Genomic DNA, 14,940 nt, shown 5'->3' with positions numbered 1-14,940 from the left:
TTTAGAGGCAGAACTAGGATGTGACAGGAACAGAATGGAAACATCAGTTGTAAATTCTGATGTGAAGTGCTGTGAAATAAATGTAGAGTTCTTTTAACTTATTTTTCCATGGTGGTATTTAAAAGAGATGCCAGTACTTTTGGTTGTGTATATTTAAAGATGATAATGATGTTTAGGGAGTCATGATTTATGAAGTTATCACGTGTAGTACATGTTGCCGTAACAGGAGGTACAGGACAAATTGCTTATAGCTTTTTGTTTGCTCTTGCTCATGGCGATGTATTTGGTAGTGATTGTGGCATTGATTTGCGTATATATGATCTTCCCGGAATGGAGAGAGCCCTTTCTGGAGTGCGTATGGAGCTCGATGATTGTGCCTATCCTCTCTTACAATCTTTACGAGTAACTACTTCTTTAGAAGATGCTTTTGATGGTATTGACGTTGCATTTCTTATTGGAGCAGCTCCTCGTGGTCCTGGTATGGAACGTTCGGACCTTTTGAAGAAAAATGGGGAAATTTTTTCTATTCAAGGCTCTGTATTAAATACTTCTGCTAAGCGTAGTGCAAAAGTTTTTGTTGTTGGCAATCCTGTGAATACTAACTGTTGGATTGCTATGAGTCATGCTCCAAAATTAAGTAGGAAGAACTTTCATGCTATGTTGCGTTTAGATCAAAATCGTATGCATTCTGCATTGGCACATCGTGCCGAAGTTTCCTTGGATGAAGTTTCTCATGCTGTTATTTGGGGAAATCATTCAGCTAAACAGGTTCCAGACTTTACTCAGGCACTAATTTCTGGTCGTCCAGCTGTTGAGGTCATTAATGATCGTGATTGGTTAGAAAATATTATGCTTCCTTCTATTCAAAATCGAGGAAGTGCTGTTATTGAAGCTCGAGGTAAGTCTTCAGCAGCGTCAGCAGCACGTGCATTGGCCGAGGCGGCACGTTCTATTTTTCAACCTCAAGATGGGGAATGGTTTTCTTCTGGTGTCTGTTCTGATTATAATCCTTATGGCATTCCTGAAGATGTCGTTTTTGGCTTCCCATGTCGTATGTTACCTTCTGGTGATTATGAAATTATTCCTGGATTGCCTTGGGACGCCTTTATAAAAAATAAAATTCAAATATCTTTAGATGAGATTCTTCAAGAAAAATCTAGTGTATCTTTGTTATAGAGTGCTTTTATGGGGTGATTATGACGCAGCCTTTTGATGTTTTAAGCCAAAATGCTTTTAAGAAAATTTTTAATAAACAGAGGTTCTTTTTTATTTTTTCTAGCCTATGTTGTTTTGGTATTGTTTTTGCCGTGTTATTAAAGTTATGCGCACATATTGCTCACGACCTTTCATTACCTACATTAGGCTTAGGTTCCTTTTTTTCTTCTTTTAGTATTATTTGTGCTTCTGCAGTGATTGTGCATTCTCTTTTAAAACAAGAGTCTCTTGGAGAAATAGGGAAACTCAGGAAGGCATTTTATAGTAACTGGAGGTCTTTATGGCTTTCTTTATTAGTATCTATGCCATTTTTCCTTGGCATGGTTGTTATTAGTGCTATTATTGTATTTTCTGCATTTTTAAGTTCATTACCCTGGATTGGGAAGTGTTTCCACACATTATTTATTTTTGTTCCTTATATAGCGTCCACGGTTTTGATATTGTTATTTTTAGGAGCTTTTGTTTCTTTATTTTTCTGTATTCCGGCTCTTAATGATCAAGACAGCACGGACTATATGAAGTTGATTCATTGTTTTTATGGCAATATTTTAAATCAGTGTCTGGGATTTATTATAGCTGCGCTTCCTTTAGTATTGAGTAGTTGGTTAGCATTAGATTCTTTTTATTTGATGTCATATTTAGTTGGTTTGTCTGATATACATACGAGAGCATTTTTAGTAGAGATACTGGTTTTGATTATTCCTGTAGCGTTTATTTTGACTCCGGCTGTAGCATTTTTCTTTAATTTTTCATTTGATTTTTATGTGGCTAAACACATGCCGGCAAATAAAGCTCTTACGAAGAAGTAAAGAGGAATTCCTTAGCAATATAGGCTGTGGATTGTTTTAATACTGCCTGAGCAAGCATATCTCCAGTAAGTCCGTGATAAAGGAGACCTTTGGATCCTAATCCACCTAAAAACCAAAGGTTGTCTTTTATTCGGCTAATAATGGGTAGGCGCGTAGCACTTGACGAGCGCATGCCTGCATAGTAATTTAATATTTCTGCGTTTTGCAAACCGGGGAATAGAGAGAGTACGGGGGGCATAATGTCGTTATAAGCAACTGTATGATCAGGAACTGCTTCGGGTTGGTTATGTTCAAAAGTGGCTCCTAAGATACACGTATGTTTTTCTGTATTAGCTACGATATATTTATGACCATTAATGCTGAATTGTGGCACGGGAATATCTTGAGGCCAAGAGATTTCCACAATTTGTCCTTTAACACTGGATAAGGGAAGATGCTGGAGTTCAGGAAGATTTTGTGCATTAGCTCCGGGAGTGATAATAATGTGGTCGTAAAATTCTCGAATGTCTTCAAGATTTTCAATTAGCTCATCATAAAATTGTGTTCCAAGATTTGCACAAGCATCCCAAAGACCGTGAATATACGCATGATTATTAATCGTGATTCCATTTTTAATAAATAGAGCACCTAGATGGGCAACCATGCCGGGTACTGTCATTTCACAGCGGGCTTGTTCCCACCACTCTAATTCAAGAGGGAATTCCTCTGCTCGTTTCATGAATATCTCTGCTTGTTCTCCATCCCTAGCAGGACGAATAATGCCATTCGACAGGACAATAGGAATATTCAAAGCTTTGCTAGCTTCTGTAATTAGGCTGTGTGTCGTGGTAATTCCTAAGTCCGCATGAGGAGGTTTAATGGCTTTCTTCCCTGTAAAGGCATGAAGAAGGCCTGAGGATAATCCCGAGGCTCCCAGGCTTATAGGAACAGGATCAAAAAGATCGATAGTGGCTGTTCCTTGAGAGTGCAGTAGTAAATGCCAGGTTACAGAAAGCCCTGCATATCCTGCTCCTAAAACCGCTATACGCATAGATTTACCTTACTTAGGGGCTAAGTCCAATTTTTCCCATCTTCTTTCCTGAGAATAAGAGAATAGCGCATTAAAGAACAGAGGGGAATATAAGCAAAAGGAAATGAGAGGGGAGAGAATCTCCCTTCTCTGGAGGAATAGGGAATTAAAAACGAATTTTCCCCGTAGAAAATAGAAATATTGCTAGTAAAGCAAGCAACGTAATGATTGTGATTTTTACGATTTCTTTTTTTGAAAAAAAAGTTTTTGCATGATGATTCTTTTTCCCAGATTCTATGTAAAAAGGAATTCCTAAAGCTAAAAGAATAATGGCCATCAATAAGTAATCCAAACCTCCAGCATATAAAAGCCAGATGGAATAAAGAACTCCAATCATTCCTGTAAACATTGCTGCTCTAGATTTTATGGGACTTTTCTTAGGGTAATCCTTATTTCGACTAAACTTCACTAAGAAAGCTGCACTAGAGAGGTAGGCAGGGAGAACCATAACTCCCGTGATGCTCAGCATAGTATTCCAAGCATCTGCAGAAAAGTAAACGAGCAGCATGACGATTTGCATTAGAGCACTAGTCACATATAGGGATACCTTAGGAGAGTGATAAGCATTCTCTAAAGCAAAGACTTCAGGGAAGGTTCCATTTTTTGCTGCAGAATAGGGAATTTCAGCCACAATCATTGTCCAAGATAGCCAACTAGATAATATAGCTATGAGCAAGCCAATATTCATCAACACTTCTCCCCATTTTCCTACGAGGATATGGAGTATCCCGGCTGTAGAAGGATTAGGAATTCGGGATAGTTGGTATTGAGATAAGGAGCCGAAAGGTAGTAGAGAGAGTAAGATGTAAATGCATAAACATCCTAAGAATCCTAGCAGGGTGGCTTTCCCAACATCAGAAGCACTTTGTGCTCTGTCAGACATGACAACAGCCCCTTCAATACCAATAAATGCCCATAAAGTAACAAGCATGGTGCTTTTTAATTGGCTAGAAATTGGGCCTAATGCAGGTTGCGTCGCTGTTGCTGTATTTCCCCAGAAGTCAGTTTTGAAAATGGATAATTTAAAAAAGAAAGCAGTAATAATTATAAAAATAATTAGTGGAACCAATTTACATATAGTTCCAATAATATTGATGAATGAAGCTTGACGAACACCTTTAAGGACGATGAAATTGAATACCCAGATCAGGACTGACCCTCCTAAAATGGCAAGAGGAGTGTTTCCTCCTTGGAAATAGGGAGGGAAGAAGTAATTAAGAGCGTCCATGGTCATGACAGCATAACCCACATTACCAAATATCTGACAAAGCCAGTATCCCCAACCGATAGTAAATCCTATATAAGGACCGAAACCCTCACGACTATACATGTAGATTCCTGTAGTTAGATCAGGACGTACTAAGGCAAGAATTTTAAAAGTATTGGCGAGAAAGAACATGCCTATGCCTGTAAGAATCCATGCGAAAATAATGGCTCCTGCTCCTGATGAAGCTGACATATTTTGAGGAAGACTGAAAATCCCTCCTCCAATCATGGAACTCACTACCATACCTGCTAAGGCAAGAATCCCTAGATTTTTCTTAGAGTTCTTTTTGTAGGAAATCATGAACTCTCCTTACTTAATGGTAACGGGATCTGCATATTCAAAGTTTAGAAATCCTAGTGCGGTTAATGAAAATCCATATTTTTTCTTAATGTTGATATAGTTATGAAAATATTGAAATTCACTATGTTTCACAACGGAACGTAAATCTAATTCGTGTTGAAGAGATTTTTTCAACCACATTTTTGCATGGGATTCTGCAATTTCATCATTTATCCATGTAGGGAAAAATTCTACATACTCCGCAGCCCAACCTCCAATAAGATTCCCATCTTTATCTTGTCCCCAACAAATACCTATGCCAGTAGCAATTGCATGAGTTCCGCTTGTGGTATCTGCTCCATGTCCTGCCATGATAACTTCAAGGACAGCCCCATGTTTGAAAGATTTTACACATTGATCTACGGGAACAATATTCCCAAATAGTTCTTTAGGTAATACGGAGGTATAAGGAACAACATTGAAATTTTCAATTTTCGCTTGTAATAAAGCAGAATCGTAGCAAAAAGTTTCAAACGGTTGTGGGGGAATCCCATCGTCAGATTCTCCGGTCCCTCCTGTGTGAAAAGCTAGAGTGGGATAGCGTGTTCCTTGTTGCATAGGTGCTCTCCTATTGAAAAAGTTAAGTAGAAAAGTTAGCTCGTATACCGTATACAGTCACAGAACGCTTATTTGTTCTTAATGCTGGATGGATATAGAATTGAAAATCAGGAGTTATAGATATGTGGGGACCGCATCCTAGGGTAGCAAATGCTTCAATTACCGTTTCATATTGTCGTGTTCTTTGTATTTGAACTACCTGAGGATTGACTCGGTTTAAAGCACAAGCAACTCCGAAGACATCTTGAGAGTTTCTGTGAATAGGATCGGGTGAGGCTAAACCTAAAACATAAGAGCGATGTAGATTGACGGCTTTTCCTGTAGATCCATTCCATCTGCCGAATACGTACAATTTTTTCCCTAGATATTGACCAAAATTTAGAGACCAACCTGTAGTGTTTACTGGTTGCTCGGGGACCGCACGTGTGGAGTAAATAAGAGCGGAGTATTGTCCTCCTCCTAAGAGACATTGCGGAGACAAAGATAAATAACCATAAAAGTTGTATTTCTTTTTGTTTAAATTACGAATGCGGAAACCCGTTCCTAAAACATTATAAGCATCTTGAAGACCTACTTGGATATTCAGGGAAGGTAAAGGAGTGAGTTGTAGGTAAGCCCCAATGCTTCCTAATGAATAAGTAGCACTGGCATTCTGTGATAGTGCATAGCTGATAAACCCGGATTGTTGGTCATTATCATATGCAGTTCCATCTATGGAATACAGGCTGTATTGACCTAAGGAAATCGTTAACCAATTTCCAGGGAACGTTTGAGAAAATGTAAGAGTATTGAGTGTATTTGCCCGTGTACTGTAGTCATTAATTTCTCCTGCAATGCCCAAAGCATTGTTAGCATTTTGTGCATTGTTTTCCCAGTAACGGATTAAGGTATAGGAAAAATCAATACTTCCTACTCCTGCCATGGGGGTATTATAGATTTGCCATGAGGCATTTGGACTCATGTAGAATTGCCAAATAGGCTGTTCTTCTTCAATTTGAGTAAGAGCACTCTTTTTGGGATAAAATCGTTGAGGAAGAATGGTGAAATCAATAGTAATTTGAGAATTCGTTTCTTCTTCTATGGAATGGAAGAGTCGAGAAATTGACCAGCCATTGTCACAGGGCCGGCGGGCAAGAACATTACGAACAGGAGATAATACATAGGTATGTGGTTCGCAGTCATGAGTTTCTATTTTAGGTGTATGTCGAGTAGTGCTTTTTTTTAGCCTATCTGCAATTCGATGGTGGTGGAGATGAGGGTGTGTTGGATCTTTTCCGTAAGCAGGAAAAGAAAGGAAAAAGCTACAGCTACATAAGCAAATAAATACCAGAAAACGAACAAGTATCATGGACCACGGAATACACGAGTTTTTAACGTGACTGTAAAAAAAATAGTTGTTTTATGCCATCATTTTTGGTTTGCGTTATTCCGCCATTTGATGTCGTAATAATAATGCCGCAGCCTCATTACTAAGAAGTTTTTGCGCATAGGTATATTGGACCTTAGAAATTTCAGGAAAATAGATAGGAAGAGAAAATTTTTGTGCTGTGTATGTAATTCCGAAATAAGAAATTTTTTTTGATTTACATAATTCTCCAATGCGTAAAACGTTATGTTTATCATTATCAATGTAAATGATTTTTTCTGGACATGTGTTTATTGCATTCAAAAAAAACTGTAAACCAGGTCCTTTATGGAGCTCTCCACCAAATAGTATTCCGGAAGAGAAAAAAATATTCGGTGGTAGTGTTTGAGGAGTTGGTGGTGCTGAGGACAGTAAGGTAATGTCTAAGCTTTTCAATTGTTTTATTGTAATTTCTTCTGCAGAGCGTTGTCGTTCTGTATAGGCAAAAACCGTTTTTCCTTGCTCTTGCAGACGTGAGATAAGCGTGAGCATCGCAGATTCGATAGTTTTTACGGATCCTTTGTCTTGAATGGATTCCCAATAAGGATAAGCTGTATTCCAAGCTTCGTTTTCTGTAAATCCTAGTTGTTGTAACCCGATCAAAGTTTTTTGCAACCAGAGGAATTGTGTTAATGCTTGAGCTCCCTCTAATAGAGTATCGTCAAGATCTAAAATTAACCAAAAATCACTAGGATCATAGAGAATATCGCCAGCAACTTCGTGGATAGATTTTATTTCTACATACCGTGTCGTTACCGCAGTATGTCCTACAATAGGAAAGAAGAAACACAGCAATATCCAAAAATTCCATATTGACGTTTGCATGAAAAATAGAAAACAGTATTTGCAAAAGAAAATTTTACACAGAATGCATAATATTTTCTATATGTATAAGAAATTCATCGTGCTGATGTTGTGAGAGGGGAGTCGGGAGCCAGAGAGCAAATTGGAGTAGGGCTTGCTGAGCAAATAGTTCGTATCCGTAAAGGATATAGCACCCACGGTGTTTGGCCTTCTTGGTATAAGTAGATTCTTTAGGAAGGGTGTTGATATCAAGAATTATAGGAGGAAAGATTTCCGGAAAAGGAGTATTTGGGGGGAGACAGAGGATGAGAATATCAATTGCCTGTGTGGGAGACAATTCATTTAAAGGAAAGAAAGAGCCTCCACATAGGTTAGCAAGTTGAATTCCTGGAGTTGAACTACGATTGAAAATGCTAATATTAGCTCCTGCATGAGCACACGCTAGGGCAATAGCTTTAGCCGCTCCCCCAGCGCCTACAATGCCTAGGCGAGAGTTTTTCAAGGAAATACCTTTGGCATTCAAGAGATGAATCATTCCCAATCCATCTGTATTATAGCCAATCAGAGTGTTGTTTTTAAACACTAGTGTGTTACATGCCTGACATTGGTGAACAGAAGGATCTAATACATCAATGTAGTTGATGATTTCTGTTTTAAAGGGCGTGGTAACGCTTAATCCTCGAAAAGGAAGTTCTCGAGATAGTGAGATAAAAGCTTCCAGCTCATGAAATTCTAGTAAGATTTTTATATAACTTGCGGATAGATGAAGATTTGCAAAGAGTTGATTATGCGATATATGGCTAATACTACGGTCAATAGGATTGCCTATCAAGCCGTAGATCTGTGATTTCTCAGAGAGATTTGCATAATTATAGGTAAGGAGTTCTTTTAATGGGAGTTGTCCAGGAGCTACTGGTGAAGAGTAAGGAGCTGCAGTATAATTTTTTTTATTTTTTATTAAAGGGGAAAGAATTCTTGATGGAATACCTACCTCTCCCATACAGAGAAGAGTAGTATTTTCTGGGAGATGGTTTTTATACTGTAGACAATGAAATGTCTCTAGGGAATTTCTTGGAGAGATAGCGAGTTTATATTCATGAGCAGGTGTTTGAGCAAGATTTTTATAGATCGTGGGTAGGTGTTCATAAGTATCACTGTGAAAAGAAAGTAGGATTTTTATTTTGGGATAGTATTTCCGAATATGGTTTAAAGCTTCTTTTGGAAACGTATAATCAATATCTAAATATTCCGGTTGCAATCTTGCAAGATTCATCACTTGTTGTACCCAAACTTCTTGGGGAGTGTGGGCTAAACGTTTTAATGTAAGAATCGGGTGTTTAGCTAAGATTATGAGCTCATGAATCTCTTCTTCAGAGAGGGAAAGAAGATAATCTATACGTAATTCTATGCTATCTACAAAAGGAAGGGAATGGAGAATTTGCTGTTGAGCTTCTTTGAATGAGGGACCGCTAATTGTGGCACATAACATGAAATTCTTCCTGAATTATTTGATTAAGAATATCCTTGCAGGGGGAGGCGCAATAAGCACCATCACAGGTAGAAGCACGACCTAATTGTTCGAGAATAACAATGCGTATTGCTTTTGTAGATGGGTTTTTTTTGTCATATTGTAAGAAATGCATGAGATTATTTTTATGAAATTCTTTCCGCAGATGTTGGGGAAGAAATTTACGAAGCTCTGCCAGCGAAGTCGGGAGGTGAAAAGATGTTAACTTATGAGATACTAGTTCAAGAAGATTGGTTTGTTTTACTTTTCCCATAGCGACAGCGATTTTCATTTCTATTACCATCCCTACACTGACCGCGTGGCCGTGGGGAATATATCCTTGGGATAATGTTTCTATAGCGTGAGCAAAAGTATGGCCGAAATTCAGTATTTTTCTTAGATTTTTGTCTTTAGGATCTTTAGCTACAATTTCTGCTTTGACTTGGCAATTTCTTTTTATAAATTCTTCGAGAATTTCTGGGGATGTACAGAGGTCGGTACGATAGGTATCCATAAATTCCCAGAGGGAAGTATTTGCAATGCAGCTATGTTTTATAGCTTCAGCAATTCCATTTGTCCATTCTTGTTGAGGAAGAGTTGCTAAACATTGAGGGTGTATCCATACCTCTTGAGGAAGGTAAAATGTTCCCAAACGGTTTTTTAATCCTCGAAAGTTCACACCATTTTTTCCTCCGATACTTGCATCGATCATAGCTAGTAAAGTCGTGGGAATGAAAAATAAGGGCAGGCCTCGACAGTAGGTAGATGCTAAAAATCCTGCGATATCTAATGAGACGCCTCCACCGATACCAAAAATAGGTGATGATGATGGAATATTGTTATCTATAAGATGGTTGTGTAAGGAAAGAAAGGTTTCCCATGTTTTATTGCGTTCTCCGGGAGGGAAGGTAAGTACAACAACTCTGTATCCTAGAGATTCCATGAATTCAATTATTGGAGGAAGAACCTGATCTCTCACTTGGTAATCGGAAACAATGACTATAGGATAAGCTCGTGATATTGAGGAAAATAACTTGTTATTGAATAGGTTGGTCACTAGTTGCATAGGGTGCGGTTGGGTAAGAAAAGGATGGATCATAGTTTAGAGCACCGTTGTTGTAAGAATAAATCAGCTAACACGAGATTGATCATAGCCTCGACTACGGGAACTGCGCGTATGGCAACGCATGGGTCATGGCGTCCTTCTTTTGGAGTTGCATAGTACGTAGGTTTTCCTGTTTTTGTGACTGTAGGACAGGGAATTTGTATAGAAGATGTAGGTTTGAAGGCGACACGCCCCTGGAGGGGGGCTCCCACGGTGATGCCTCCTAAAGATCCTCCACAATGGTTCGAACTTAGGGTAATGTGCCCACTAGAGGAGATTAAAGGATCTGTATACTCAGATCCTGTCATATCTGCAGATGAAAATCCCAGACCAATTTCAAATCCTTTAGCAGCGGGAATGCTCATTAAGGCTGAGGCTAAAACAGCTTGTATTTTATAGAAAATCGGTTCTCCAAGGCTCTCATGAATGGGAGAAGTAATGAAGGAAACAATCCCGCCTAGAGAATCTTTTTTTTCTTGAATATTGATGAGTATTTCCTGGATGTCTTGATTTGCTAGAGGAGAAAAATAGGGTGATTGGTAAATCTTGTGAGCAAATTCTTTTGAAAATTTTGGGTAACCTTCAACGACTAAGGGGCCGATTTTTGATAAAAAAGCTAGGCTAAAAATGTCATAATGTGCGAGGAGCTTTGCAGCAACTACACCTCCAGCAACACGACACGCGGTTTCTCTAGCAGAGGATCTTCCTCCGCCTAGAGGATTGACGATACCATATTTTTTTTCGTAGGCGTATTGTCCATGCCCTGGACGGTAGCAATCTTTTTGTTGCTGGTAGGGAGAACTATTCACATCAATATTAAAAATTTGTAGAGAAATTGGTGTTCCCGTAGTTTTCCCTTGATAGACTCCTGAAAGGATGTGGACTTTGTCTGTTTCTTGGCGTTGTGATGTGTAGGGTTTGCCTGGAGATCTTCGTGCCATAGCGGGAATAAAATCTTCAGAGTCCAAACGAATCCCTGCAGGGCATCCATCTATGACAACGCCAATAGAGGGGCCGTGAGATTCTCCCCACGTAGTTATAGAAAATATGGAGCCAAAACGGTTTTTCATAAGTTAAGTAACTTTAAAAAAGATTTACAGGCAGAAAATAGCGACGTTTCCTTAGAGAGATCCACCTCTGCCATGGGAAATTGATAATCAACTACACGATGCATGAAGTCAATACGTTCTTGCAGTGTGTGCATAAGATCTTGGGAGGATTTTAATCTCTCAGGAACACCTCGATGTTTCAGTCTTTCACAGATTCTAGGTAAGGGAAGAGAAAGAAGTACTAATGTTCCTTTATTTTTAATTAGGGAAACAGCTTCTTGATGCAAAAGTGTTCCTCCTCCTAAGGAGACGACACTTTTATCCATTGATAAGGAACGAAGAATAGCGATTTCCCAAGAAGAGAAAGTTTTTTCTCCAACTGCCTGAAAAATTTTTTTTATCGAAGGATATTGATTTTCTCCGTAGGAATGTAAAATCAAATCATCAGTATCGAAAAATGGAAAGGAGAGGTATTGAGCAAGGACTTGACCAAATCGAGTTTTACCAACTGTGGGTAGGCCGCATAGGAAGATATTCATTGTTCTCCTGAATATGTGCGTGTAAGGTAGTAAGGGTAGAAACGAAATTAGGAAAAGTTTTGTTTACACAATCTGTAGCATAAATCGTACTTTCTCCAGTGGCATATAAAGCAGCTATTGACAAGGCCATAGCAATTCTATGATCTTCATGAGAATATAAAGTTGCTCCGTGGAGAGGGCTGGGATTGATGACTAATCCATCGTCGCAAGGTTGGATCCATGCTCCCATTTTTTGTAGTTCTTGAGCAATAGCAAGGATTCGGTTACTTTCTTTATTTTTAGCGCTCTGGGCGTTGTATAAATAGGAGGGAGAAGTTGCAAAACAGCAAAGGACAGCAAGAATAGGAAGGGCATCAATAAAGGGATCCATGTCTATGTGACCTCCTGAAAACGTTGAGGGATAGACAATCACATGGTTATTTTCAAAAATAATATTCGCTCCTAGTTTTTTCAGTAGGAAAAGGAGGTGTTTATCTCCCTGCATTTCTTGGATATTGAGATTATATAAATATGTTGGATAGGGAGATTGTGATAGTAATGCTCCGGCGACAAGAAAGGCCGCACTACTGAAATCGCCACTTACTTTGTAGGAGAAAGCCTGTGGGCGGGATTTTTTCGGAAAGGAATAGGTATTTTCAGATTGCACATAAGGAATATGGAGTTGATCTAACCACCAGAGTGTGAGGCGTAGCCAAGGAAGTTCTTTAGGATTGCTCACAGTGAAAGAAAAAAGACCATCTGCTAAAGAACAGGCAATTGCTAAAGCAGAAGCGTATTGTGAGTCCTCTCCTGATATGACAGTATGACCAGAGGATAGAGGACCTGAAATAGTAAAAGGAAGAGAACCCTCGTCCTTATGATAGGAGAAAGTGGCTCCAAAGTTTATTAAAGATTGAAGTAGAGGAGCTATAGGTCGTCTTTGTAGTTGGGGGAAGCCTGTAATTGTGATGTTTTTAGAGTATGCAGCTGCTAGTGCAGTGAAAAAACGAAAGAGTATTCCCGAGTTACCTGCATGAATTATGGTATTTTCAGGGAAAACGAGCTGAGGAGATCCAAGAATAGCTAGTGATGTAGAGTGTATAGTAATTTGCGCTCCCAACTGTTTACAGGCGTTAATCATAGCAAGGGAATCCGGTGAATATAAGATATTCTCTATAGTGGATAATCCTTGACTAACAGCAGCCCAAAGAATAGCTCTTAGTGTTTGGGATTTTGAGGGAGGAACAGTTGCTCTTCCGTAAATGGAGGAAGGTAAGATCTTATAAGTAAGCATTTTGGCTAACTTATGTTTTTTTGAAGAAGCTTGCAAAAAGTATTTTTATCTTACAAGTAAATCTTATTGAGATACTTTAAATAAATTTTCTGTTTGTAAAAGAGATTTCTCTAGATGATTTATAAACTGTAAACAAAGAGAGCTCTCAAATGCACATGCTTGGGATAAAAGCTCATTAGCGTGAGGGAGCGTAGATAACTCTGCTTCCATTTCTTCTAAATGCTCTTGCTCTTCTAGAATAATTGATTTGATTGTAATTGTACTTTCTACATTTTGTAAGACACGATGGTAAATAGGATAGACTTCAAAAGCACGCATTTCTATAGCAGAAGTTACGAGAATGTATGCCGTGGTCTTTAATCTTTGATTATTGATATGGTAATGAGTTTTAAGAAGTTTTGATATACGTAGATCTAAGAGGTGAAGGTAGTACTTTGCTATGTTCCCTCCGAGAACACTATCTAAAGAATAGTCTAAAAATGGCTCTGAGGTAATGCGAGAAATTTGTTTTTTTAAATAAAAAGCATGACGAAATTCTTCAGCTGCATGTTTTAAAACTTCTTTTTTTACTTGTGTTGGATGCTCACTTGCAGAAATTTTTTTGGCTCCACAATTTTCTAAGAATGATAATGTGTTGATCCATTTGCTATGTGTATTAGAAGAAGCAACAATATGTTTGAGCAGGCGTTCCCAGCGCGGAGCATAGGATATAAATGTTGTTACTTGAGTTCTAAACATAATGCCTCTTGAAGGTAATGGTAAATTTTATGCAGCTCTTTCTCTTGGATGCAGTAGGGGGGTAAAACATACACGGTATTTCCTATAGGACGCAATATAATATGATTTTGTATAAAAAAGTTGTAGAGAGTATTGCGCACATTGGAAAAATATCCTTGTGATGTTGAAGGATAATCTATAGCAAGAATCGTTCCTAATACTTCACAGCGTTTCCAAAGTTTCCCATAACGAGATTGAAATTGTTTATGGCATGTTTCGATCATTTTTCGTTGTTCAGCACATTGAGGAGATAGAGTGAGATCTAAAGAGGCTAATGCAGCTGCACACCCTAGAGGATTTGCTGTGAATGTATGTCCGTGCAAAAAAGCTTGGTGGCGATCCTTTCCCACAAAAGCATGATAAATCTCATCACGTGTTATGGTAACAGCTAGGGGTAAAAATCCTCCTGTTAATCCCTTGGATAAACAGAGGATGTCAGGAAGTATTTGCATAGATTGTGAGGCAAATAGAGGGCCTGTACGTCCAAATCCTGTTAGAATTTCATCAGCAATGCATATAACATCATATTGTTTGGCTAACTGTAGAATATGATTTAAACCCTCAGGGTTATGCAGGCGCATTCCTGCTGCTCCTTGAAGTGTAGGTTCGTAGATAAATCCAGCAATTTCTCCTGAAGAAAATAGTGCTTTTGCTTGTTTAATAGATTGCTCTTCTTGTCCATAATAAGGAGGGGGAATAGTATCTACAGGGAAAAAGAGTGAATGGAATGGCGTGGTGATCTCTGATAGTCCTGCTAAAGACATTGCTCCCAGAGTATCTCCATGATAACCTTGCTTGAACGAGACAAAACGTAATCGTTTTCTTTTTTGGTTAAAGAAGTATTGTATAGTGATTTTAATTGCGACCTCTATAGCACAGGATCCGTTGTCAGAGAAGAAGCATTTTTCAAGTCCTTGAGGTAGGACTTTTGTGAGTTTGTAGCAAAGTTGTTCCGCAGGTGTGTGTGTGAGGTTTGCAAACATTACATGTTCAAGTTGCTGTGCTTGTTCGGCAATGGCGTTAGCAATGTGAGGATGAGCATGTCCATGCAGATTACACCACCATGAGGATATAGCATCGAGATAAGCCGTATCTGTAGACGTATATAAATAGGCTCCCTGTCCTCGAGCGATATGTATAGGACTACCATCTAATTCTGGTTGAGTAAAGGGATACCAGATTTTCGATATTTGTGATTCTCTAGAGATTGTTTTGTTTATCATA

Annotated in this window: 14 protein-coding genes; 2 read left to right on the top strand and 12 right to left on the bottom strand. The window is 38.7% G+C overall.

The window, feature by feature from the left end:
- The first annotated feature begins 189 nt into the window (after positions 1 to 189).
- Both M787_RS00520 and M787_RS00515 read left to right on the top strand, forming a co-directional pair.
- On the top strand, positions 190 to 1,176 hold the full coding sequence (locus M787_RS00520; RefSeq protein WP_021828517.1) for a malate dehydrogenase: 987 nt from the start codon (positions 190 to 192) through the stop codon (positions 1,174 to 1,176).
- A 20-nt stretch (positions 1,177 to 1,196) separates the two neighbouring features.
- Positions 1,197 to 2,024, top strand: a complete 828-nt coding sequence (locus tag M787_RS00515) for a hypothetical protein (RefSeq protein ID WP_021828516.1) — start codon at positions 1,197 to 1,199, stop codon at positions 2,022 to 2,024.
- Here M787_RS00515 and M787_RS00510 read toward each other — a convergent pair.
- The 12 genes from M787_RS00510 to bioA all read right to left on the bottom strand — a co-directional run bounded on the left by M787_RS00510 (position 2,011) and on the right by bioA (position 14,939).
- Positions 2,011 to 3,054 (bottom strand): FAD-dependent oxidoreductase, encoded by a 1,044-nt coding sequence (locus M787_RS00510; RefSeq protein ID WP_021828515.1) that lies wholly within the window; start codon positions 3,052 to 3,054, stop codon positions 2,011 to 2,013. The two genes, M787_RS00515 and M787_RS00510, sit on opposite strands and share 14 nt — an antisense overlap.
- A 145-nt stretch (positions 3,055 to 3,199) precedes the next feature.
- Entirely contained in the window at positions 3,200 to 4,660 is a 1,461-nt protein-coding gene (gene aaxC, locus M787_RS00505) for an arginine/agmatine antiporter AaxC (RefSeq protein ID WP_021828514.1), read from the bottom strand.
- Between the two features lie 9 nt (positions 4,661 to 4,669).
- Complete coding sequence (gene aaxB / locus M787_RS00500) at positions 4,670 to 5,257, bottom strand: pyruvoyl-dependent arginine decarboxylase AaxB (protein WP_021828513.1); 588 nt, start codon at positions 5,255 to 5,257, stop codon at positions 4,670 to 4,672.
- A gap of 22 nt (positions 5,258 to 5,279) precedes the next feature.
- Entirely contained in the window at positions 5,280 to 6,605 is a 1,326-nt protein-coding gene (aaxA, locus tag M787_RS00495) for a porin AaxA (protein WP_021828512.1), read from the bottom strand.
- A gap of 75 nt (positions 6,606 to 6,680) precedes the next feature.
- Positions 6,681 to 7,487 carry a DUF2608 domain-containing protein gene (locus tag M787_RS00490; protein ID WP_021828511.1) on the bottom strand — a complete coding sequence of 269 codons (807 nt, stop codon included), beginning with the start codon at positions 7,485 to 7,487 and terminating at the stop codon, positions 6,681 to 6,683.
- A 34-nt stretch (positions 7,488 to 7,521) separates the two neighbouring features.
- A complete protein-coding gene (locus tag M787_RS00485) occupies positions 7,522 to 8,955 on the bottom strand; it encodes a bifunctional 3-dehydroquinate dehydratase/shikimate dehydrogenase (RefSeq protein ID WP_021828510.1) in 1,434 nt (477 codons plus the stop codon).
- The gene (gene aroB, locus M787_RS00480; RefSeq protein ID WP_021828509.1) at positions 8,936 to 10,072 is read right to left on the bottom strand and encodes a 3-dehydroquinate synthase; all 1,137 of its coding nucleotides are present in this window, start codon (positions 10,070 to 10,072) and stop codon (positions 8,936 to 8,938) included. Before aroB ends, M787_RS00485 begins: the two co-directional genes overlap by 20 nt.
- Positions 10,069 to 11,148, bottom strand: a complete 1,080-nt coding sequence (gene aroC / locus M787_RS00475) for a chorismate synthase (RefSeq protein WP_021828508.1) — start codon at positions 11,146 to 11,148, stop codon at positions 10,069 to 10,071. The genes aroB and aroC overlap by 4 nt, the downstream gene beginning before the upstream one ends.
- Positions 11,145 to 11,666, bottom strand: coding sequence for a shikimate kinase (locus M787_RS00470; protein ID WP_021828507.1), 522 nt, complete (start codon positions 11,664 to 11,666; stop codon positions 11,145 to 11,147). Before M787_RS00470 ends, aroC begins: the two co-directional genes overlap by 4 nt.
- Positions 11,629 to 12,939, bottom strand: coding sequence for a 3-phosphoshikimate 1-carboxyvinyltransferase (gene aroA, locus M787_RS00465; RefSeq protein ID WP_021828506.1), 1,311 nt, complete (start codon positions 12,937 to 12,939; stop codon positions 11,629 to 11,631). Before aroA ends, M787_RS00470 begins: the two co-directional genes overlap by 38 nt.
- Positions 12,940 to 13,002: 63 nt before the next feature.
- Positions 13,003 to 13,677: a hypothetical protein gene (locus M787_RS00460; RefSeq protein WP_021828505.1), complete on the bottom strand. Its 675-nt coding sequence runs from the start codon at positions 13,675 to 13,677 to the stop codon at positions 13,003 to 13,005.
- Positions 13,659 to 14,939 (bottom strand): adenosylmethionine--8-amino-7-oxononanoate transaminase, encoded by a 1,281-nt coding sequence (gene bioA, locus M787_RS00455; RefSeq protein ID WP_021828504.1) that lies wholly within the window; start codon positions 14,937 to 14,939, stop codon positions 13,659 to 13,661. The genes M787_RS00460 and bioA overlap by 19 nt, the downstream gene beginning before the upstream one ends.
- Position 14,940: the final 1 nt, after the last annotated feature.

The sequence above is a fragment of the Chlamydia gallinacea 08-1274/3 genome (assembly GCF_000471025.2).
Lineage (GTDB): Bacteria > Chlamydiota > Chlamydiia > Chlamydiales > Chlamydiaceae > Chlamydia > Chlamydia gallinacea.
This window is presented reverse-complemented; position numbering and strand designations above follow the sequence as displayed.

Bases quoted from the DNA above. Each gene is read 5' to 3' on its own strand.
- aroA (WP_021828506.1), bottom strand. From the start codon at position 12,939: ATGCTTACTTATAAGATCTTACCTTCCTCCATTTACGGAAGAGCAACT.
- aroC (WP_021828508.1), bottom strand. From the start codon at position 11,148: ATGAAAAACCGTTTTGGCTCCATATTTTCTATAACTACGTGGGGAGAA.
- aaxB (WP_021828513.1), bottom strand. From the start codon at position 5,257: ATGCAACAAGGAACACGCTATCCCACTCTAGCTTTTCACACAGGAGGG.
- M787_RS00510 (WP_021828515.1), bottom strand. From the start codon at position 3,054: ATGCGTATAGCGGTTTTAGGAGCAGGATATGCAGGGCTTTCTGTAACC.
- M787_RS00490 (WP_021828511.1), bottom strand. From the start codon at position 7,487: ATGCAAACGTCAATATGGAATTTTTGGATATTGCTGTGTTTCTTCTTT.
- bioA (WP_021828504.1), bottom strand. From the start codon at position 14,939: ATGATAAACAAAACAATCTCTAGAGAATCACAAATATCGAAAATCTGG.
- M787_RS00515 (WP_021828516.1), top strand. From the start codon at position 1,197: ATGACGCAGCCTTTTGATGTTTTAAGCCAAAATGCTTTTAAGAAAATT.
- M787_RS00485 (WP_021828510.1), bottom strand. From the start codon at position 8,955: ATGTTATGTGCCACAATTAGCGGTCCCTCATTCAAAGAAGCTCAACAG.
- aaxA (WP_021828512.1), bottom strand. From the start codon at position 6,605: ATGATACTTGTTCGTTTTCTGGTATTTATTTGCTTATGTAGCTGTAGC.
- M787_RS00470 (WP_021828507.1), bottom strand. From the start codon at position 11,666: ATGAATATCTTCCTATGCGGCCTACCCACAGTTGGTAAAACTCGATTT.
- aaxC (WP_021828514.1), bottom strand. From the start codon at position 4,660: ATGATTTCCTACAAAAAGAACTCTAAGAAAAATCTAGGGATTCTTGCC.
- M787_RS00520 (WP_021828517.1), top strand. From the start codon at position 190: ATGAAGTTATCACGTGTAGTACATGTTGCCGTAACAGGAGGTACAGGA.
- M787_RS00460 (WP_021828505.1), bottom strand. From the start codon at position 13,677: ATGTTTAGAACTCAAGTAACAACATTTATATCCTATGCTCCGCGCTGG.
- aroB (WP_021828509.1), bottom strand. From the start codon at position 10,072: ATGATCCATCCTTTTCTTACCCAACCGCACCCTATGCAACTAGTGACC.